The organism is Fontibacter flavus (genome assembly GCF_042432905.1).
In the GTDB taxonomy this organism is placed as follows: Bacteria; Bacteroidota; Bacteroidia; order Cytophagales; family Cyclobacteriaceae; genus Fontibacter; species Fontibacter flavus.
The window spans coordinates 23,781-43,092 of sequence record NZ_JBHLWI010000029.1; the positions used below are offsets into that span (position 1 = coordinate 23,781).

At 40.1% G+C, this 19,312-nt stretch carries 19 protein-coding genes; 6 read left to right on the forward strand and 13 right to left on the reverse strand.

Translation table 11 applies throughout. The features are described from left to right. The 3 genes from ACFFIP_RS10700 to ACFFIP_RS10710 are packed head-to-tail and all read left to right on the forward strand — an operon-like array spanning position 1 to position 4,658. Positions 1-1,467: a RagB/SusD family nutrient uptake outer membrane protein gene (locus tag ACFFIP_RS10700; protein WP_382387623.1), complete on the forward strand. Its 1,467-nt coding sequence runs from the start codon at positions 1-3 to the stop codon at positions 1,465-1,467. A gap of 13 nt (positions 1,468-1,480) precedes the next feature. Further along, positions 1,481-3,526, forward strand: coding sequence for a PKD domain-containing protein (locus ACFFIP_RS10705; protein WP_382387624.1), 2,046 nt, complete (start codon positions 1,481-1,483; stop codon positions 3,524-3,526). 13 nt (positions 3,527-3,539) lie between these two features. Beyond that, positions 3,540-4,658: a glycoside hydrolase family 16 protein gene (locus ACFFIP_RS10710; protein ID WP_382387625.1), complete on the forward strand. Its 1,119-nt coding sequence runs from the start codon at positions 3,540-3,542 to the stop codon at positions 4,656-4,658. A gap of 121 nt (positions 4,659-4,779) precedes the next feature. On the opposite strand, the gene ACFFIP_RS10715 is transcribed toward ACFFIP_RS10710, so the two are convergent. The 4 genes from ACFFIP_RS10715 to ACFFIP_RS10730 form a co-directional block, all read right to left on the reverse strand. Further along, a complete protein-coding gene (locus ACFFIP_RS10715) occupies positions 4,780-5,784 on the reverse strand; it encodes an LLM class flavin-dependent oxidoreductase (protein ID WP_382387706.1) in 1,005 nt (334 codons plus the stop codon). A 510-nt stretch (positions 5,785-6,294) separates the two neighbouring features. Next, complete coding sequence (locus ACFFIP_RS10720; RefSeq protein ID WP_382387626.1) at positions 6,295-7,317, reverse strand: serine hydrolase domain-containing protein; 1,023 nt, start codon at positions 7,315-7,317, stop codon at positions 6,295-6,297. Between the two features lie 128 nt (positions 7,318-7,445). Then, positions 7,446-8,792 (reverse strand): CoA-disulfide reductase, encoded by a 1,347-nt coding sequence (locus ACFFIP_RS10725; RefSeq protein WP_382387628.1) that lies wholly within the window; start codon positions 8,790-8,792, stop codon positions 7,446-7,448. Positions 8,793-8,913: 121 nt separating this feature from the next. Beyond that, entirely contained in the window at positions 8,914-9,303 is a 390-nt protein-coding gene (locus tag ACFFIP_RS10730) for a GreA/GreB family elongation factor (protein WP_382387630.1), read from the reverse strand. 439 nt (positions 9,304-9,742) lie between these two features. Between ACFFIP_RS10730 and ACFFIP_RS10735 the strand changes: the two genes are divergently transcribed. The 3 genes from ACFFIP_RS10735 to ACFFIP_RS10745 all read left to right on the forward strand — a co-directional run bounded on the left by ACFFIP_RS10735 (position 9,743) and on the right by ACFFIP_RS10745 (position 11,552). Beyond that, complete coding sequence (locus tag ACFFIP_RS10735; protein ID WP_382387707.1) at positions 9,743-10,180, forward strand: RrF2 family transcriptional regulator; 438 nt, start codon at positions 9,743-9,745, stop codon at positions 10,178-10,180. A gap of 183 nt (positions 10,181-10,363) precedes the next feature. Then, positions 10,364-11,107 (forward strand): iron-sulfur cluster repair di-iron protein, encoded by a 744-nt coding sequence (ric, locus tag ACFFIP_RS10740; protein WP_382387631.1) that lies wholly within the window; start codon positions 10,364-10,366, stop codon positions 11,105-11,107. Next, a complete protein-coding gene (locus ACFFIP_RS10745) occupies positions 11,085-11,552 on the forward strand; it encodes a hemerythrin domain-containing protein (protein WP_382387632.1) in 468 nt (155 codons plus the stop codon). Before ric ends, ACFFIP_RS10745 begins: the two co-directional genes overlap by 23 nt. A 112-nt stretch (positions 11,553-11,664) precedes the next feature. Here ACFFIP_RS10745 and ACFFIP_RS10750 read toward each other — a convergent pair whose 3' ends face one another. The 9 genes from ACFFIP_RS10750 to ACFFIP_RS10790 form a co-directional block, all read right to left on the reverse strand. Next, a complete protein-coding gene (locus ACFFIP_RS10750; protein ID WP_382387633.1) occupies positions 11,665-11,940 on the reverse strand; it encodes a sll1863 family stress response protein in 276 nt (91 codons plus the stop codon). Positions 11,941-12,173: 233 nt separating this feature from the next. Continuing rightward, on the reverse strand, positions 12,174-13,556 hold the full coding sequence (locus tag ACFFIP_RS10755; RefSeq protein WP_382387634.1) for an MBL fold metallo-hydrolase: 1,383 nt from the start codon (positions 13,554-13,556) through the stop codon (positions 12,174-12,176). A 275-nt stretch (positions 13,557-13,831) separates the two neighbouring features. After that, on the reverse strand, positions 13,832-15,025 hold the full coding sequence (locus ACFFIP_RS10760; RefSeq protein WP_382387635.1) for a hypothetical protein: 1,194 nt from the start codon (positions 15,023-15,025) through the stop codon (positions 13,832-13,834). Between the two features lie 174 nt (positions 15,026-15,199). Further along, on the reverse strand, positions 15,200-15,427 hold the full coding sequence (locus ACFFIP_RS10765) for a ferredoxin (RefSeq protein ID WP_382387636.1): 228 nt from the start codon (positions 15,425-15,427) through the stop codon (positions 15,200-15,202). Next, positions 15,424-16,656 carry a peptidase U32 family protein gene (locus ACFFIP_RS10770; RefSeq protein ID WP_382387637.1) on the reverse strand — a complete coding sequence of 411 codons (1,233 nt, stop codon included), beginning with the start codon at positions 16,654-16,656 and terminating at the stop codon, positions 15,424-15,426. Before ACFFIP_RS10770 ends, ACFFIP_RS10765 begins: the two co-directional genes overlap by 4 nt. A gap of 79 nt (positions 16,657-16,735) precedes the next feature. Beyond that, positions 16,736-17,551, reverse strand: coding sequence for an SDR family oxidoreductase (locus ACFFIP_RS10775; protein ID WP_382387638.1), 816 nt, complete (start codon positions 17,549-17,551; stop codon positions 16,736-16,738). Continuing rightward, positions 17,548-17,877, reverse strand: coding sequence for a hypothetical protein (locus ACFFIP_RS10780; RefSeq protein WP_382387639.1), 330 nt, complete (start codon positions 17,875-17,877; stop codon positions 17,548-17,550). The genes ACFFIP_RS10775 and ACFFIP_RS10780 overlap by 4 nt, the downstream gene beginning before the upstream one ends. Positions 17,878-17,924: 47 nt before the next feature. Next, complete coding sequence (locus ACFFIP_RS10785) at positions 17,925-18,536, reverse strand: HPP family protein (RefSeq protein WP_382387640.1); 612 nt, start codon at positions 18,534-18,536, stop codon at positions 17,925-17,927. 185 nt (positions 18,537-18,721) lie between these two features. Then, on the reverse strand, positions 18,722-19,312 hold the full coding sequence (locus ACFFIP_RS10790; protein WP_382387642.1) for an SCO family protein: 591 nt from the start codon (positions 19,310-19,312) through the stop codon (positions 18,722-18,724).

Here is a 19,312-nt window from a genome sequence, read left to right on the forward strand (position 1 = left end):
ATGAAAAAACTATATGTAATATTTATAACACTTAGCTTGTCATTGGTGTCTTGTGATCAATGGCTTGATATTGAACCTGAGTATACTCAGGATGCTGAAAATTTCTTCAATACGGAAGAAGATTTTCAAAGAGCTGTAATCGGTGTCTACGACCTGATGCAGACCAATTATCTGCAGGTTTGGATTGGAGAGATTGCTTCAGATAATTCAATCGCAGGTGGGGAAAGCGTGAATGACACTCAAGGACTTCATGAAATAGACAACATGACCCATGGAGGGGTAAACAATGAGTTGAGAGATGTCATGCGCTTTAATTATGCTGGTATTACCAGAGCCAATTATGTTTTTGAAAATCAAAACAGGGTTGACTTTCCTGAAAAGGAGCAATTAATGGCTGAGGTTGCTTTTATGCGCGCTTATTTCTACTTCACCCTAGTAAATTATTTTGGTGATGTTCCTTTGCTGATAGACAGAAGGGCTTCAATCAATGAAATCACTCAGATAGACCGAGCTCCAAGAGCTCAGGTTTATGCACAGATTGAGCAGGATTTGGACAGAGCAATTCAAAACTTACCATGGACAAACCCCGTAGTGGGCAGGATCACTAAAGGTGCTGCAATGGCTTTGAAAGGAAAGGTCCTTTTGTACCAAGAGAAATTTTCGGATGCAGCGCAGGTTTTGGATGAACTGATCACCAACAATCAGGCAGGCTATGCTTTGTTTCCGGACATGAATACTTTCTGGTTGGCCAGTAACCAAAATGTGAGTGAAGATGTCTTTACCATCCAACATTCAGGGCTTCAGGGCGGTGATTATGGCTGCTTAGTCTGTTTGCAGGGAAATCCAGCAGTTGGTTTCCATTCCATCAGGAATTATACAGGGCCGTTTTATGCTGATGGAAACAGCTACAACTTACCTACCCAAGATCTGTATGATTTCTTTGGTAATGACCCTAGAAGACAAGTTACTATTTTGGATATTGAAGCATTTATCTCATCACAACCTAATCCAAATGATATTACCTATGCTGTAGGTGGTGGTGGTCATACCGGTTTTTACAACAATAAGTATATCAAAAGAGCAGATGAAAGAGGTTTGCCGGATGATGATTTGACGAGTCCCTTGAATTACCGAGCTATCAGGTATGCGGATGTGTTATTGATGGCAGCGGAGGCTTTTGCCCAAACAGGTAATGAAGCACGTGCCAGGACCGAATTGAACAAGGTCCGCAGTAGGGCAGGGGTAGCCAATATCAATAGTTCAGGACAGCAATTGCTAGAGGACATCTACCGGGAAAGACGACTGGAGCTTTCAGGTGAAGGGTACAGATTCTGGGATTTGGTGAGGACCGGAAAAGCTGCTGAGGCCATTCCTGGTTTTCAGGTTGGTAAGCATGAACTGTTTCCTATTCCACAAGTAGAGATTGATTTGGCTGGTGGAAGATGGAGTCAAAACCCTGGTTATTAAAAAGACATTGAACATGAAAAATATACTAAAATTTGCAGCACTTCTTATGCCTGTGATCTTATTATGGTCCTGTATAGAAGAATATAGATTAGAAGGTGAAGCACCTACTTCAGATCAGGCTGGATTTTCCTTTCAGCCTACTTCCGAAAGTGATAATATTTTACAGTTTACGGCAGATGGGGATTTCTTCCTCATGACATGGGACTTAGGCAATGGCGCCAAGGCAGAAGGAAAAAGGGTTACTGGCTTTTATCCGCTCGAAGGCACTTATACTGTTACTTTGACTGTGTACAGCAGAGGGGGAAGCAATTCTTTCAGCAGGGAAATTGTGATCGAAAGGACAGATCCAACCTTATTGGATAGGCCGATTTTCAATATGTTGACAGGTGGAGTTGAAGCCTTGGAAGGTAAAACTTGGGTAATTGATTCCCTTAGATTGGGTCATTTTGGAGTTGGTCCTAATCCATCTCAAAACGGAGATTTCCCTGAATGGTATCAAGCCCAACCAAAAGAGAAAACAGGAAGTGGAATGTATACAGATAGGTATACCTTCAAGCTCAGAGATTTTGAATTTGATTGGGAAACCAATGGTCTGGTTTATATTAACGCCGCTCAGGGCGCTAATTTCCCAGGCGCTTTTGATCCAGGGGTTGGAGACCTGTCTGCACCGGTGACCTCTCCAGGTAACCTGACATGGAATATTGTAGAAGAACCGGGAGCATTACCAGTTTTGAGTGTTTCAACACCTTCCTTCCTTGGATATTTTGCAGGAGGAAGATCTTACCAGATTGTGAGGTTGGAAGAGAATGAAATGTTCCTGAGGTTTGTAGACCAGGCAAATGATGCATTGGCTTGGTACATTAGGTTAATTCCTGCTGGATTTGCCCCACCAGTTGATCCGCAGCCAGAACCAGAGAATCCAAACGTCAGTTTCTCTTTGAATGATTTGGTAGGGAATGGTGAAAAAACATGGAAGTTGAAACCTGCAGCTGGTGCTTTTGGAGTAGGTCCAGCACCGGGAAGTGACGCTTTCTTTCCAAATGGAAATGATATTTCCGGTGATAGACCATGTTTATTCAATGACCTCTATGCCTTTAATTCAAATGGTACTTACACCTATGATGCTCAGGGAGATATATTTGGAGAATTCTATATGGGAGTAGCCTCAGAAGGTTGTCAACCTGAATCCAATCTTGTGGGCACAGCAGGGGCTGCTTGGGCTTCAGGACAACACCAGTTTACTTTTACACCGGGTACACCAACTGAATTCCCGAAAATCACCGTTACCGGCACAGGGGCATTTATTGTGCTTCCAAAAGCCTTTAATGGAGGAGAATACCAGCAAGGACCTCCTAGAGCAAATGAATCTGTGACCTACAATGTAATCGGATATGACGCTGCAACAGGTGAGCTTGACTTATCTATTGATATTTCTGGAGACGGAAGTGTTTTCTGGAATTTTACCTTGATTCCTTCTGGAGGCAATGAGGAAGTATCAGATGGCTCTTTTAGACTACAGGACTTAACCAATAATGGTACCCAGGCTTGGAAATTGAAAGTGGGAGCTGGTGCATTTGGCGTGGGACCTGCACCTGGTAGCGATTCTTTCTTTCCAAATGGTAATGACATCTCTGGAGACCGTCCATGTCTTTTCAATGACCTATTTATTTTCAGCCAAAACGGTGACTTTGAATATGACGCGCAAGGAGATATCTTTGGAGAAAGCTATATGGGAGTTGCAACTGAAGGATGTCAGCCTGAATCCAATCTGACAGGGACTCCAGGTGCCGCATGGGCTTCAGGAAATCATCGTTTTAGTTTCCAGTCAGCCAGTGGTAATGCCAAACCTAAAATCACCGTAACGGGAACAGGTGCATTTATTGTGCTTCCAAAAGCCTTCAATGGAGGAGAGTATCAACAAGGTCCTCCTAGAGATAATGAATCCGTGACATATGAGGTTTTTGATTATGATCCGGAAACTAAAGAATTGACTTTGGTTTTGGATATCAGCAATGATGGAGGGGTTTGGTGGACATTTGTCCTGATTCCGGCCAATTGATATGATTTTGATTATGATTAAAGTTAAATATATCGCCTTAATTCTCCTTGCTGCATGGATGAGTAATTCATGCAAGCAAGAAGAAGTGGATGAAAAAGTTCAACTTCCCACAAATTTACAGGTAGAGGTTTCCCAAACAGACAGAGGTCTGGTGACGGTGTTTTTTTCGGCTCAAAATGCCAACTTCTTTCGAGTTGGTTTTGGAACGGATGGAAAGATTCCGGAATTGGTTCAAGGCAATCAGGCCAGTTACACCTATAGGCAAGCTGGCCGGTTTACCATAACCGTACAGGCCCATGTGACGGAAAATGATTTTATCAAAGAGGAAAGGGAAGTGACGATTTCAGAGGCTGTTTTCGGATTGAAAATTCCTGAGTCCGGATTTGAAAGCCCTATGGCTTACGAAGGGTATAACCTGGTTTGGAATGATGAATTTGAAGGAAATGATCTTAGTCAGGATTGGGTTCATGAACTTGGAGATGGTTGCCCAAATCTTTGCGGTTGGGGAAATAATGAGCTTCAATGGTATAGGAGGGAAAACGTCAAGGTAGAAAATGGATACCTGATAATTCAGGCGAAACAGGAAAGTGCCGGAGGTAAGAATTATACATCTTCCAGGATCAAAACGCAAGGTAGACAATCTTTTAAATTCGGAAGAGTGGATATTAGGGCAGCACTACCAAAAGGACAGGGAATTTGGCCTGCCCTTTGGATGCTTGGCGACAATATAGATCAGGTAGGATGGCCAAGGTGCGGTGAAATAGACATCATGGAAATGGTGGGCGGTAATGCCAATGGTAGAGACAATACAGTTCATGGAACAGTCCATTGGGATAATAATGGGACTTATGCCAACTTTGGAGGTTCAGTGACCTTGAATCAAGGGATTTTCAATGATAATTTCCATGTATTCTCGATTATTTGGGATGATGAAAAAATTGTATGGCTATTGGACAATACACCATACCATGAAATTGATATCAGGCCTGCCAGTCTAAATGAATTCAGAGAATCTTTCTTCTTTTTATTCAACGTGGCAGTTGGCGGAAATTGGCCAGGAAACCCTGATGGAACCACTTCTTTTCCACAACAGATGGTGGTGGATTATGTCAGGGTATTTCAGAAAAATTAGCCTATTGACCTGGATTATTTATGAAGCGTTTTAATTGAAATATGAGCTGAATGAATAAATGCAAAGAGGCCGATTGGTAACAATCGGCCTCTTTATTTTTGGTAGATTCAAACAACGTCCCCTACACCATTTCTTTGCTCAAACTTTTCATGACATCGGCGGTCAATTCAAAAGATTTGAGTCTTGCATCATGGTCATAAATATTGGTTGTGATCATTACCTCATCAATTCCAGTTATTTGGATTAGGTGCTCTAAACCTGCTTTTACAGTTGTTTTTGTGCCAACATAGGTAACTGCCATCATATTTTGAATGGCAGCGGCTTCTTGTTCTGTCCAGATTTGGCTCATGTCTTCCACGGGAGGCATCAAAGGATATGATTTCCCCCTGATAATACCCAAAGCCATCTGGTAAAAGGAAGTCGCCAGAAAATGGGCTTCTTCTTCTGTATCTGCTGCAATGACATTGACACAGGCCATGACATAAGGTTTCTTGAGTTTTTCGGAAGCTTTGAAATTGGCCTTATAATGGCGAACAGCCTGAAGAAAATAGGTGGGTGCAAAATGGCTGGCAAATACGTATGGCAGCCTTTCCTGTGCAGCCAAAACAGCGCTGCTCATGCTTGAACCCAAAAGGTAGATGGGAACACCCAGCCCTTCAGCAGGAAATGCCCTTACTGAAGCATTTGCATTATCTGATGAAAAATAGGTTTGAAGCGATTTGAGGTCAGCGGGAAAATCATTGACTGTTTCTACACGTCCTCTTCTTAGGGCTGCTGCAGTTTTTTGATCAGTTCCTGGTGCACGGCCGAGACCTAAGTCTATTCTTCCGGGATAAAGCGTTTCTAAAGTACCGATCTGTTCTGCCACCATCAGGGGACTATGGTTGGGCAGCATAATTCCTCCTGATCCAACCCTGATTTTTTTAGTACCCTGTGCGATATGTCCCATCAAGATTGTCGGAGCAGAGCTTCCCACGTTGGGCATATTATGATGTTCTGCTAGCCAAAAACGGGAATACCCCCATTGTTCAGCATGTTGGGCCAAGTCAAGGCTTCGCTTGTATGCATCAGCAGCATCTGCATTTTTTTTGATGATGGCTAAGTCAAGTATGGAAAAAGGAATCATAAACTGGTCTCGAGGATTTTGAACGATACTTAAAATTAACCGTTCATTTCTCCAAATCGTTCCAAATTCTAATTCGAAGGGCACGGCATTTTGAACATTTGATGCCATCAAATGCTAAGCAAAAAGTTGACTCTTTTTCTTAATCCAAGTCGATTTGCCTGATTTGTATTTTAAAAAAGCGACCTTATATGTATCAGCTTTTTTTATTAATGTCTTGGTGAATCTCTCGTACAAGGAAAGAGGTATTTTGGAAGAAGCATTATCATTCCGTCAGGTGCATAAAAAGTTTAAATTGACCGAAGAAAGTCAAATTGCCAAAAAAATATATTTTATTATATATATACGGAACTTTGCCAGTAACGAAACAAAAACCAAGATTAACTTAAATCCGATATTTATTAATTTTAGATACTAATAGATATTGATTCGAAACAACCCATTATCCTAAGAATTGAAGCTACTGGCAGAGAAGTGTATACCCAAATTTTTTATCTATTTAAGATATATTCCTCAGATTTTGTTCAGCATCTTGATTAAGGTTTGAAATACTAATTGTGGTTGTCCAGCAAGATTTACGGTGCCTGTTACAAAGGCATTTTTTTCAGGGATGAAAAATGCTACCGAACCAACCGAGCCACAATGGCCAATTAAGGGGGGGATCTTTTTGAAAGGAGAGAAGAACCAGGGTATATAGAATTGTTGGATACCTATTCCATATTTGAAGGGAAAGAAAATCCTGTTCCAAATCTGAAGGGAAGCCAGTTTTTCTTTTGGATAGAATGCACCTTCAAAATAAGCCTTTAAGAACAACATCAAATCTCCTGAGGTACTAATAATCTCATGTCTGGTGCTTTCCGCATATTTTTCTATGCTCAAAACTCCATATTTGCTAATGATAGGTACATATTCTTGCGTATCGATCTTGTGCAAAAAAGCTGTTTGAAGCATTCCTAATTCTTGGAAAACGGCTTCTCCCAACTCGTCTATTTGCTTTCCTGTTTTTGCAAGTAAAATTTCATCCAACAACCTATAGTTTAACTCTCCATAATGTGCTTTACCTTTGGTTCCAGGTGGGAATTTTGCTTTTATTAATTTAGCAGCCTGGATGACTTTTTCCATGGGCCAGGACTGATCATTTCCCTTTAAAAACAGATCCATGGCCCTGCTGCCATCGGGCATTTTATCTACAAGGTAACAAGGCAAGCCTGAGCTTTGCGATAAAAGATGTTTTAAAGTTATTGATTTGGAGTAATCTGTACCTTTCCAGGTATGGAGACCTTCCCAGTAATTTTCTGGTAGCAGATTACATAGCAGGTCATCAAGATGCAATTTTTCTTCCCGAACCAAACGCAAAATTAGTACAGCTGTGACTAATTTATTGATGCTGGCAACATAAAACCTGGATTTTTCATTAAGGTTACCAAAACTGAAATTATGGATTTCATTGTTGAGGCTTAACTGAAAAGTAGCACCTAGAACATGCTTATTGCGTCTAAGGTTCTGGATTATTTTATCCAATTGGTCTGTTTTCATCTTGCTTGTTGAGCTGTAAAATATATCTCTTTTATTGATGAATTGATGAATATATTTACAATTGTTAATGAAACCTGTAAAATTATTTTTTCAGTTTATCTTAATTTGAATTCGGTAGGAAGCCTTATCTATACTAATTGCCTGGCTGCTATCTGTACAGGATCCCACACATTTGAAAAAGGAGGAGCATAGGCTAAATCCATCATGGTGAGATCTTGTGCAGTCTGCTTAGCTGATATTGCCGCAACAATGGTGTCAATACGCTTGGCAGAACCTTTTTTGCCGATTATTTGAGCTCCAATTATCTGTAAATTGTCTTTTCTGGCGAGAAGCTTTACTTTTATTTTGCCTGCACCTGGATAATAACCTGCATAATTGGATGAATTGATTGTGGCTACTTTGTAAGCTAAACCCATGCTTTTTGCTTCCAATTCCTTTAAACCAGTTCTGGCTATTTCCAGTTCGTTGAATCTGGTAATAGCTGTGCCCAAAACGCCAGGGAAAGTTGAGTTTTCACCTGCCATATTGCTACCTGCGATAAGACCATGTTTGTTTGCAATGGTTCCCAATGCTATAAACATGGGTTTTTCCTTAAGAATGTGATAAGAAGAAGCACAATCTCCTGCTGCCCAAATATTGCTGATGGAAGTCTCCATTTTATCATTGACCAGAACCGCACCTGTGTCGCAAAGTTTTATTCCGGCTTCTTCGGCAATTTTGGTGTTTGGCTTTACGCCCATTCCAAGGATGACAAGGTCTGCCGGGATATGTTTTTTATCTGTTTTTACAGCTTGTAATTGATGGTTTTCATCAGTTTCAATGGCGGTCAAACTTTCCTCCAGCATCAAGTGGATACCTGCTTTTCGCATGCTTTGACATATATCTTCAGACATATCCTGATCCAGGGTCTTCATGACATATGCAGATCGGTCAATTACCGTGACTTCAAGTCCTTTTTCAAGCAATGCTTCAGCCATTTCCACTCCGATGTAACCACCTCCAACAATTACAGCTTTTTTAGGTTTATGTTTTTCCATGAATTGCCAAACTTCAATTCCACTTTGCAGGGTGGAGAGGCAGAATACCCCTTGAGTGTTGATTTTGGGAATGGCGGGTTTGTTGGGCGAAGCACCTGTGGCAATCAGAAGTTTATCATACGATTCCCAAAAGGCTTCATCTTTTTCAAGATCTTTCACCAAAACTTTCTGTTTGTCGGGATCAATCTGGATCACTTCATGAAGTGTCTTGGCCTGAATATTATAGTCATTTATAAATGTTTCTGGACTCCTGGCAATCAGTTTTTCAGGTCTGTCCACCTGTCCTGCAATCAAATAGGGCATTCCACAGGCAGAGTAAGAAGTATGTGGGCTTTTTTCAAAAACCGTAATTTCCCAGTTTTTATGTGTCCTTCGGATTTTGGAAGCAGCGCCCATACCGGCTGCATCACCTCCAATTATCACTATCTTTTTGCTCATGGAATTTATGGGTAAAATGAAATCACTATCAAGATAGAAAAATCCTGTAAATGGATTGCCATCAAATTTGTCCTTCCCCAGTTTATTTTGTGGTAGGGAAGGACATTGACTTGTTGGTAGTTTAGGCTTTTTCCTGGATAGGCTGCTCAACTTTTTCAATAACAAATTTACGGACACCCGCTGGAAGTTCCCATTCGAATTCTTTTCCCTCCTGGAAACCAATAAGTGCAACTCCCAAAGGAGAAAGAATCGAGACTTTTTTCTCCTTTAGATTGGCTTCGGAAGGCAGGGTTAAAGTGAAACAAAGACGGTTTCCACTTCTGATATCCTTTACTTCAAAATAGGAATTGAGTTGAATGATGTTGTGATTGATTAGTGGGTCATCGACAATTTTAGCCCTGCGCAATTCTGTTTGCAAGGTTCCCATTTCCTTTGTTCTCTGGCTTGGATGATAGTTTTCGATAAGCGTTTTAATGATTTGGTAATCGGAGTTTTTTAATACAGGTATCATAATGAATATTTTTTTGGATATAAAGAAGATATGAGTAAGGGACGATGAGTCCCATATTGAATAAATAATGGAATGGTCAGGTGTTTCCCCCTGCTTGGATATTCAGAAAAAGAATAGCAGGGGATTACTTTACAAAGGCTTTATTCTGTGTTGTACAAAGGCATAGCAAGGCAATCCCAAAAGGGTTTGCATAAAAATTAATTGCTATGGATTTTTGGTACATGTGCCTTTATCAATTATTGTTTCAAGATAATCATTGTCTGAATGATTTCCAATTGTAGGTTTAACTTGAATCAATGATATAAGGTTCCCTTCAACTGTTAGTGACTATATGCTTCATGAAAGATGACAAAATCAGACTGATTCAAAGCTAAATTTATTTACGATATATTTGTCGGAAATAAAAAATGTTTTACATTTGTGTCATAAAGTTAATGAGATGTTTTCCAAAGCCTGTGAACACGGAATCAAAGCAATGATCTACATTGCTACCCAATCATTGAATGGTGAGCGGGTGAAGATGGGGGATATTACTGAGAATATTGATTCTCCTGAGGCATTTACGGCAAAAGTATTGGGAGAGTTGGTGAAGCATGGAATTGTAGAATCTTTAAAAGGTCCTTATGGAGGATTCTATATCCAACCTGAAAAAATGAAAACCATTAAGGTTTCGGAAATAGTGGCTGCTATAGATGGAGATGCAATATTTAATGGTTGTGGCTTAGGATTGAGCGAATGTAGTCATACCCAACCTTGTCCCATGCATCATAAATTCGTCAAAGTTAGGGATGGTTTAAAGCAAATGTTGGAAACGACCACCATTCTGGACCTGGCTATGGGACTGAAGTCCGGTCAGACCATGCTGGTAAGGATTTAAAAAATTTGCTTTTATTTCCGATAAAAATGTCGAAAATAAGAAACGATTGGAGGGCACTTAAAAGGGAGATATGTCCTTGGTGTCGTTTCCGGTGCTCTTAAAAGGAGAAATCAAATCAATTAATCAATAACTCAAACCAAGATAAGGTATCAAATGCATAAATCATAATAAAAAAACAGAAATATGAACATTTCAGAAAAGAGTATCATCGGAGAATTGGTAAGCCAAAATTATAAAGCTGCTTCAGTATTTAAGTCGTATGGCGTAGATTTCTGCTGTAATGGCAACAGAACGATAGGGGAGGCCTGCAAAGCGAAAGGCATATCTTCCGAGAACATGCTTAACCAATTAAGCAGTGTACTAAAGGAGAAGGATAGTGCTTTGCCAGCATTTGATGCATGGCCAATGGATTTATTGGTAGATTACATTGAGAAAAAGCACCATAGATATGTGGATGCCAAGATTACTGAAATTAAACCTTTTCTCCACAAGGTGGTCAAGGTACATGGAGGTGAACATCCTGAATTGGTAGAAATAGAAAAATTATTTCTCGAATCAGCAGGTGATTTGACTGCACATATGAAGAAGGAAGAATTGATTTTATTTCCATTTATCAAAAAAATGGTAGTTGCGAAAATTGCAGGAGATCAGCCTAATCAACCTCATTTCGGTACAGTAGAAAATCCTGTAGCGATGATGAAGGAAGAGCATAACCAAGAAGGTGAAAGATTTAGAAAAATCGCCGAGCTCTCCAATAATTATACAGTTCCAGCTGATGCGTGCAACACTTATATGGTAACCTTTGGGATGCTTAAGGAATTTGAAGAAGATTTGCACATGCATATCCATTTGGAAAACAATATTTTATTTCCTCAGGCCATTGCCTTGGAAAAAGAACTCAGATATGGAGAAGCATTTGCCAATTAAAAGACATAAAAGTTTACGCCCATTGAGCAGGGACCATCATTTTGGTCTCCTGCTTTGTTGGAAAATCCGTCAGGGTTTTAAAAATGAGGTGGATGTACAGCGTATCAAATCCTATACGGATTGGTACTGGGAACATCACCTCAGTCAACATTTTGAAGAAGAGGAAAGAGTAATTTTTCCAATTTTGGGCAGTGAAAATGACAAGGTCAAAAAAGCACTTGCTGAACACAGGAGGTTAAAAAGGCTTTTTGAAGATTTTTTAGAACCTGTCAAATCTTTAAGTCTGATTGAGGAAGAGCTGGAGCAGCATATCCGCTTTGAAGAAAGGGTATTGTTCAATGAAATACAATCAATGGCTACTCAGATGCAATTGGAAGTTCTCGAAGAACATATCCATCAACATTCCTATTGCGAAAACTGGGAAGATAAGTTTTGGGAAAAATAATGATTCCTCCATTAAGAATTGGGGTTTGAAGTACCAGGAGGAATTCAGGTTAAAGCTGTCCAAGACCGGAATTTGGTCTTGGGCAGCTTATTTGATTTTTTAAGCCTAAAACTCAATCGAATAATTTACTGAGTTTGCTAAAACCTTCTTTGAAGGAATCTCCGGCTGAAGCAAAAATATGCTTGGCATCTTCCCATTTATCTTCAGCAGCATGTGAAAGTTCATCATATTTTGCCTGCAGTTCAGCTTTTTTGGCTTTTAGTTCTGCCAGTTTTTCCATGTATTCTGCCTTGGCTTCCGCTTTGGAGCTGTCAAACCTGGCTTCGAGGACTTCAATTTGATCTTTCATTTCCTCAATTTGTCTTTTGGCTTTTTCTTTCAGGCTCATAAGTTTCAGGATTAATGTTGTATCTAAAAATAACAAAAATTCAGTGCATTTGCACTCTCATCAATTGAAAATTAAGATTAAAAATACAGGGTAATTTTCAGTGTCTTTTTTCTTTTCAAATTTCCTCTGATAAGATAGATTTGAATGTTTTTCAGATTATGCCAATAAAATATACTAAAAAAAAAAGCCCAGTATTTACCGGGCTTTTTAATCTTGAGTATGATCATTTATTTTTATAAAGCAGACCAGTCTGCCCATCCACCAGCATAGTTTTGGACATTGTCAAAGCCATTGGCTTTCAAGATAGAGTAGGCAATAGCTGCCCTACCACCACTTTGACAATGGATGATTACTGGTTTGTCTTTTGATACTTTATCTAAGTTCTGTGGAAGTTTGCCTACGAATAGGTTGTCTGCTCCGTCGATATGTCCTTTTTTGTATTCTGCCACACCTCTTACATCTATTACCTGAACATTTCCTTCAGCAAGTTTAGCTTTTACAACTTCCTTGTCGATAGTTGTATAAGTATCCAAATTGCCGGTTTCAAATGCAGCAAGTTGGGCTGGGGTAATATATCCATAGATGTTGTCCAATCCAATTCTCATCAGTTTTCTGGTTAGGTCTTCAACCTGATCTTCTTCAGCTATTAGAACAAAGAACTCATCATAATTGAGGTACCAACCCATCCAAGTGGAGAAGGAGTTGTTATTGGTTATGTTGAAAGTTCCTTTCAAAAATCCTTTAGCGTATTCTTCAGGAGTTCTGGCATCTACGATTTTTAGGCCTTCATTTTTCGCTTTGGCAAAGGCTTCTTTGGAAAGGTTTTGAACTTTAGGTACTTCAGTCAATAATTTTCTGTCCACCTTGTTCAACTTCTTCATCATGGCAAAGTACTTTGGAGGCTCAGGTTGATCCGCCAATAATTCTTTTGTGAAGGCAGTTTTGTCATTCAGCAACTGCAAAGCCCAGTTTCTGATTTTTTCGTAACCTACTGTAGTCATTGGAACAGCACCCAAAGCTTTTCCACAGGCAGACCCTGCGCCATGTCCTGGCCATACTTGGATATAGTCACCCAATTTACTGAACTCTTGTAAGGAATCGTACATCTGAGCTGCTCCAACATCTTGGGTACCCACAAGGCCAGCAGCCTGCTCAAGCAAATCAGGTCTACCCACATCACCTACGAATACAAAGTCTCCGGTAAACAACATCACAGGTTCGTTTGTAGCAGGTTTATCTGTCAACAAGAAGCTTATACTTTCAGGTGTATGTCCTGGGGTATGGATCACTTCAAATGTAAGGTTGCCCATTTTAACGACATCTCCACCTTTGATTTTGTTATGAGGGAATTCATATTTCCAGTTTTCGTCACCTTCGTCAGAAAGGTACATTTCTGCTCCGGTCAATGCCGCCAACTCTCTGGAGCCACTTAGGAAATCTGCATGGATATGGGTTTCCAAAATATGGGTGATTTTCATGTTGTTGGCTTTCGCGATCTGTAGATAAGTATCTACATCCCTTTTTGGATCGATCACGGCCGCAACACCACCTGCCTGACAACCGATTACATAACTGGCCTGGGCCAAACTTTTGTCATAAACTAATTCGAAGAACATATTTTTCTTTTTTTATTGTTTTAAACTTAATTTGATTTTTAGATTAATTCCAAAATCACATTGCAAAAATCAATAATTCATGGATTAAGTTTTGTGAGAATTGTTACTTTGTTGTTTTTTTCCTTCAAGTGGCTCATTTCAGCAACATTATTGCCAAAGTTTTTCCATTATAGGGAGATTGGGAAAAATATGTCGAGGATTTTATGGTTATCAAACAAGCAACAAAAAAGAGTCGGTATTTAGGTTTCCTAAGGCCAGTTAGAAAACTTTTTAAATCAAAAGCAGGAATTGAACTCAAGACTTTTGTCCAATTGAAAGGTGCAGATTGCCTGTCCGCAAAATGTTTTCCATTCCAGTCCTCTTTCTATTTGCTTAAGAGAAAGGTGCTTTAAGCTTCTTGGATTTTCTGATAAGGCATCCCCGTCCCACCAATGTTCAAGCGATGATCCAAGCGTCCCTTTGATCATCAAGGCCGAATAATTTTTGGTGGATGCGCGAAACACTACCAATACTTCTTCATCAAAGGCCAAAACATCCTGGATGTCTTCAAAATAAAAATTTTCTTTCCCATCCGTGGAATTATTGATCAACCTATCTAAGGTGATGCTACTTACAATTTTTTGACCAGGATTGATCAATGCTCCATTTGATCCAAATTCATAATACATGATATCTATAGCACAGGGAATGGTTTTGCATTCGGTTGTTATCAAACCATATCTTTGATCATTGATCTGTACCAACCGACTTTCTTGAATTTTATTTTCTGAAATGGATATGTTCCATTTTACCTTTCCCTGGTGATCTATCATGATAAGTCCGGTTTCAGTTCTGGATTCATCAACATAAAATGCCAATATTTCCCCATTCTGATTGACAATAAAAGATCGAACTGGATAATTGATGAGATAGTGCTGCTGTATGTCCAATGCAGAAGATAATTTGATTATCTGTATAGGGTCGTAATAATATAAATTTGAGGCATTGGATAAATATAAATTTCCCAACTGATCATAAAAGTGAGACCTGAATACGATTTGGTCATGGATGTTCGTCATAAGTTCTGTGCCGTTTTGGTCATATACTTTAGAAACTGGCAGGAGATTGTCGTCCATATTCCTGATCCAGCCCGAAATCAGAATTTTATCATCAAAAAATGCTCCGAAGGTAGTTTGTCCAATCCCTAAACTTTTATGCCATAAGGTCTGTCCATTTGAATTCATCAACGCAATTTCAAATGATTCAGATTTGGCAGGACCTGTACCTATAGCCGGGGAACCAAATAGAAAATGGTTGGATACAGAGAGACCATAAAATGAACGGCCAAAGGTGTACCATATACTGTTATATCCTATTTGGTGAGGAATTTTACTGATTAAATTCGAATTTTTATTTCCGGCCTGCTCACATGGATCTTGAATAGGGGTGGAGGGTTCTTCTTTCTCACAAGAAAAGAGCAATAATATCAAGATTGTAACAATAATATTTTTTGAGATCCATTTTAGCGTATTGGCATAAAAATTTAAAGCAGTCAAATCTCGATGTTGACTTCCTATGGATCGGATTGTATGGGTAAAAAAAATGGCCAAAGTGTAACAAATAATGATCAGTTAAATTTACAAAAAATTACGTAGATTTTTGATTCAACTTTTGGAAAGATGAATGATGCCTACTGGGCAATTTCTGGCTGCTGCAACATTGTCTTCCCACTCTTCATCTGGAACTTTCAGGTTGAAAAAGCCGTTTTTTCCCTTGGCTTCCAGCAGGACACATTTCCCGTCTTTTTTGGACATGGCCCAGCGATAGGGTGCCGCTTCCACGCAGGCATTGCAGCCAATACAGTTTCGCCTGATAAACGTTATCCGTATCATGCATCCACTATTTTATACAGTCGGTCCCCATTTTTAATCGGTCTCTCCAAAGGCATGGAGAAGACCTGACCTTTTTCCACTGAAATTACCTGTTGGTCATTTACCCGTAATTCAGATACAATTTGTTGGTGTACTCCTGTAACCGGACCTATAAACATGATTTCATCCCCCAATTTGAGCTGCTGGGTTTCCATCTGAAATTCACCAACTGAGATTTTATTGAAAAAATGGGTCATTTTACCCAAGAAGATTTTTTTGGTGGTGGCGACAGATCCATAGCTATCACTCCATTCTCCCATTTTTCGGCCAAGGTAATAACCATCCCAAAAACCTCTATTATAGACTTTATCCAGTTCAGATTTCCAAACCTCTATTTTTTCTGAGGTATATGTACCTGCTGCAATGGCATCTAATGCTTCCCTATAACATTTTGTCACTGTATATACATAATCTGCAGCACGGGCTCTTCCTTCAATTTTGATCACAGAAACTCCTGAATCCACAATTTTGTCCAAAAAATCTATGGTACACAAGTCTTTGGCCGACATGATGTATTCATTGTCTATTTCATAGGTAGTGCCGTCTTCCCGGTCTGTAACTTCATAAGTCCTACGGCAGTTTTGAATACAGGCACCACGGTTCGCGGAAGCATTATGGGAATGAAGACTCAGGTAGCATTTTCCTGATACCGCCATACATAGGGCTCCATGGGCAAATATTTCCAGTTTGACCAAATTCCCAGAAGGCCCTTTGATCTGTCTTCTCTCGATCTCGCGGGCCATTTCTTTCACCTGCTTGAGACTGAGTTCCCTGGCCAGTACCATCAGGTCTCCGAAATGGGCATAGAAAGAGAGTGCGTCAATATTACTGACATTGGCCTGGGTGGAAATATGGATGGGGACACCTACCTCCTTGGCGTATGCCATAACTGCAGGATCTGAAGCGATAATGGCATCCACCTTGGCAACTTTTGCGGCCTGTACGATCCGGCGCATCAGTGTCAGGTCATGATTGTACAGTACAGTATTTACGGTCAGGTAAGCTTTGGCCTCTTCTGCATGGCATCGGCTGACAATTTCCTCAAGATCTTCCACTACAAAATTATTGGATGCCCTTGCCCGCATATTGAGTTGCTCAATACCAAAATAAACAGCATCTGCTCCGGCCTGCAATGCTGCCGCCAAGGCTTCAAAAGACCCTGCCGGTGCCAGTAATTCCACTTTTTTCATGCTGCAAAAGAATATGCTATTTCAGCTAATGCCAATGATTGAAGTCATGCCAATAACTGCTAAAAGTCAGCAAATCAGCCTAGAGAATTTTCTTGCCTCTGAATTCATCCATGGATTTGTACACCTTTAGCCATTTCCCAACTACAAGGTCAAACCAGCGGATTGGCAGTAGGCCTTTTAAAAATGGGGTCATATATACTGACCATGGCATGCGGATAATGATTTTATCCTTTTCAACAGCTCTGATAATTCGTTGTGCCGTTTTTTCCGGTTCCAAAATAGGTTGTATCCAATGGGTTTTTACCCCTTCAAACATTCCAGTACTGATATAGCTAGGGGTCACGGTGGTGACATTGACAGGACTGCCTACGGCTTCTAATTCTAAGCGCAAAGACTCAGACCAAGCGGTGACTGCCCATTTGCTGGCAGCATAAACCGACATTTTGGGATTGGCGACCAAACTTGCTGCAGAAGAAATGTTGACAATATGGCCCTGCTTTCTATCCATCATGCCCGGCAAGATTTCTCTTGTAAGGTGCATCAGGGCAGCAGTGTTGATCGCCATGGTTTTTTGGATTTTCTCATGGGAGTTTTGCCAGAAATTGCCTCCTACGATGATGCCTGCATTGTTGATCAGGATGTTGATTTGGAGATTTTCTTTTTCAAGTTCAAGACAAGCTATTTTGATCTCGTCCAATTGGGAGACATCCACTTTTTGAGTTGTTACTTGCCCAAGATGAGCAAACTCTTTTGCTGTCCGGTTCATGGCCTCTTGGTCAATATCCCAAATCACCAAATTCCGGGCACCTTTTTCAAGTGCAATTCTGCCCATGATTTTACCAATTCCCGAAGCTCCGCCAGTGATCAGGATGTTTTGTTGATTGAAAGTGCTCATGAAGATTGGGTTTTATTGTTTCCTTGGTTGACCAGATCCCAAAACTCCTGAGCAGTTGTAGGGATTGTTGATCTAGAATGATGACTGTCTTCCTTTTCGATACCGATACCTAAAAGAAAAAAGGCAAAGTCCAGCGTATTGAAATGGGTTTTGTACTCATCCCGAACTTCGGCAGCATGCTGCATACAAAGATTGGTAGAGGGGTCCTCTTGTTGGAGATAGGTCAAACCCAGGTTTTGCTGTATCTGCTCAATCAATTCCCTGAAATATCCTTCATGGATTTTATTAAGAAGGTAATTGACTTCGGATACGGGTTTGCCAGACATTCCTATTGGGAGATTTGATCAGATATTTACTTGAAAATAGTCATTTTCTAGTTCCAAAACTTGATTTTGTCCCAATATTTTACCGCTCTGATTTCAATTTCCCTGTAGGGATAAATCCTGTTTTTGGATAGGTTGTTAAAAAGTAAAGACATGATGAAGAGGATGATGATACCTGTTAAAATAGGGTTGATGAGATAAAAATATCCCATAGATTTTATTTCATCCGAACCGATATTGGCGATCAGGGCGATAGCCCCGCCCGGAGGATGCAGGGTTTTGGTGTATTGCATAGCTAAAATGGCAAGTGAAACAGCCAAGGCAGGTGAAAACCAAAGTAAGGATTCAATGTAGAAAAGATTGTAAACGGTGACCCCAATTGCGGCTGAGATCAGACTTCCAAAAAATAGATTTCTAGGTTGGGCAAAAGGGCTGTGTGGATTGCCAAATAAGATTACCGAGGTGGCCCCAAAAGCACCAATTAAAAACAGGATATCCGTATTGCCGTCAGTATGAAATAGATTTTGTAACAGACCTATAGCACTCAAGCCCAAAAAGCCACCAAAAAATGACCAAGCATTGTCTGTGGGATTGTGTCGGGTTTCCCGGTAGACGATATACCTGGCTTTTTGCAAGGTCTTTTTAAGCTTCTTCCTTTTCATGGGGGCAAAAATAAGCAAATTGCCAATAGGATCATTTTTCTTTATGACCTAAGATGATAAGGAATTGGTCGGGTTGTAATCCCAAACCTTGAAGTTAAAATCTGTAATCCTAATGCCCAGGACAGGGGAGAAGAGGAGTTAGAAATTCCTTTAATCTGTCCTCGAAATTGCAAATTCGGGGGGCATTATTGCTTGGCTATGATCAGAATTTTATTGACAATTTCATCATTTTCAAGACCCAGGCCTTCTTTTTGGTATTGCATCACCCCATCCTTATCAAAAACAGAAATAATATTGGAATGGGAGAAATCGATCGGATTGATTTGTTTGTATTTAACGGCTACGATATTGGCGAAATCCCTGACACCATCTTCCGTTCCCTGAAGGAAAAGCCATTTTTGATCTTCCATTCCGTTTTCTTTTGCAAAAGCTTTCAGTTTTTCAGGAGTGTCATTTATAGGATCTATACTTACGAGGACATATTGGATATTTTTTCCTTTTTTCAAGCTCACTTTTTCTTCAATCATCCTCATGTCAGCCACAAGTCTTGGACAGGCAGTTTTGCAAGAGATATAAATCATGACAACCACTAGAGGTTTTCCTTTGAGGTCTTTAAACTCAATGCTTTCACCATGCTGGGTGTTCCATACGGAGGGAAGTTGGTAAATGGATAATTCATCAAACTTGCCGGTTTCTTCCAACTGGTTTTCCAGTGTATTGTTTTCTTGACATGAGAACAGCAGGAAAGCAATCATAAGGATACTGAAGTATTTCAT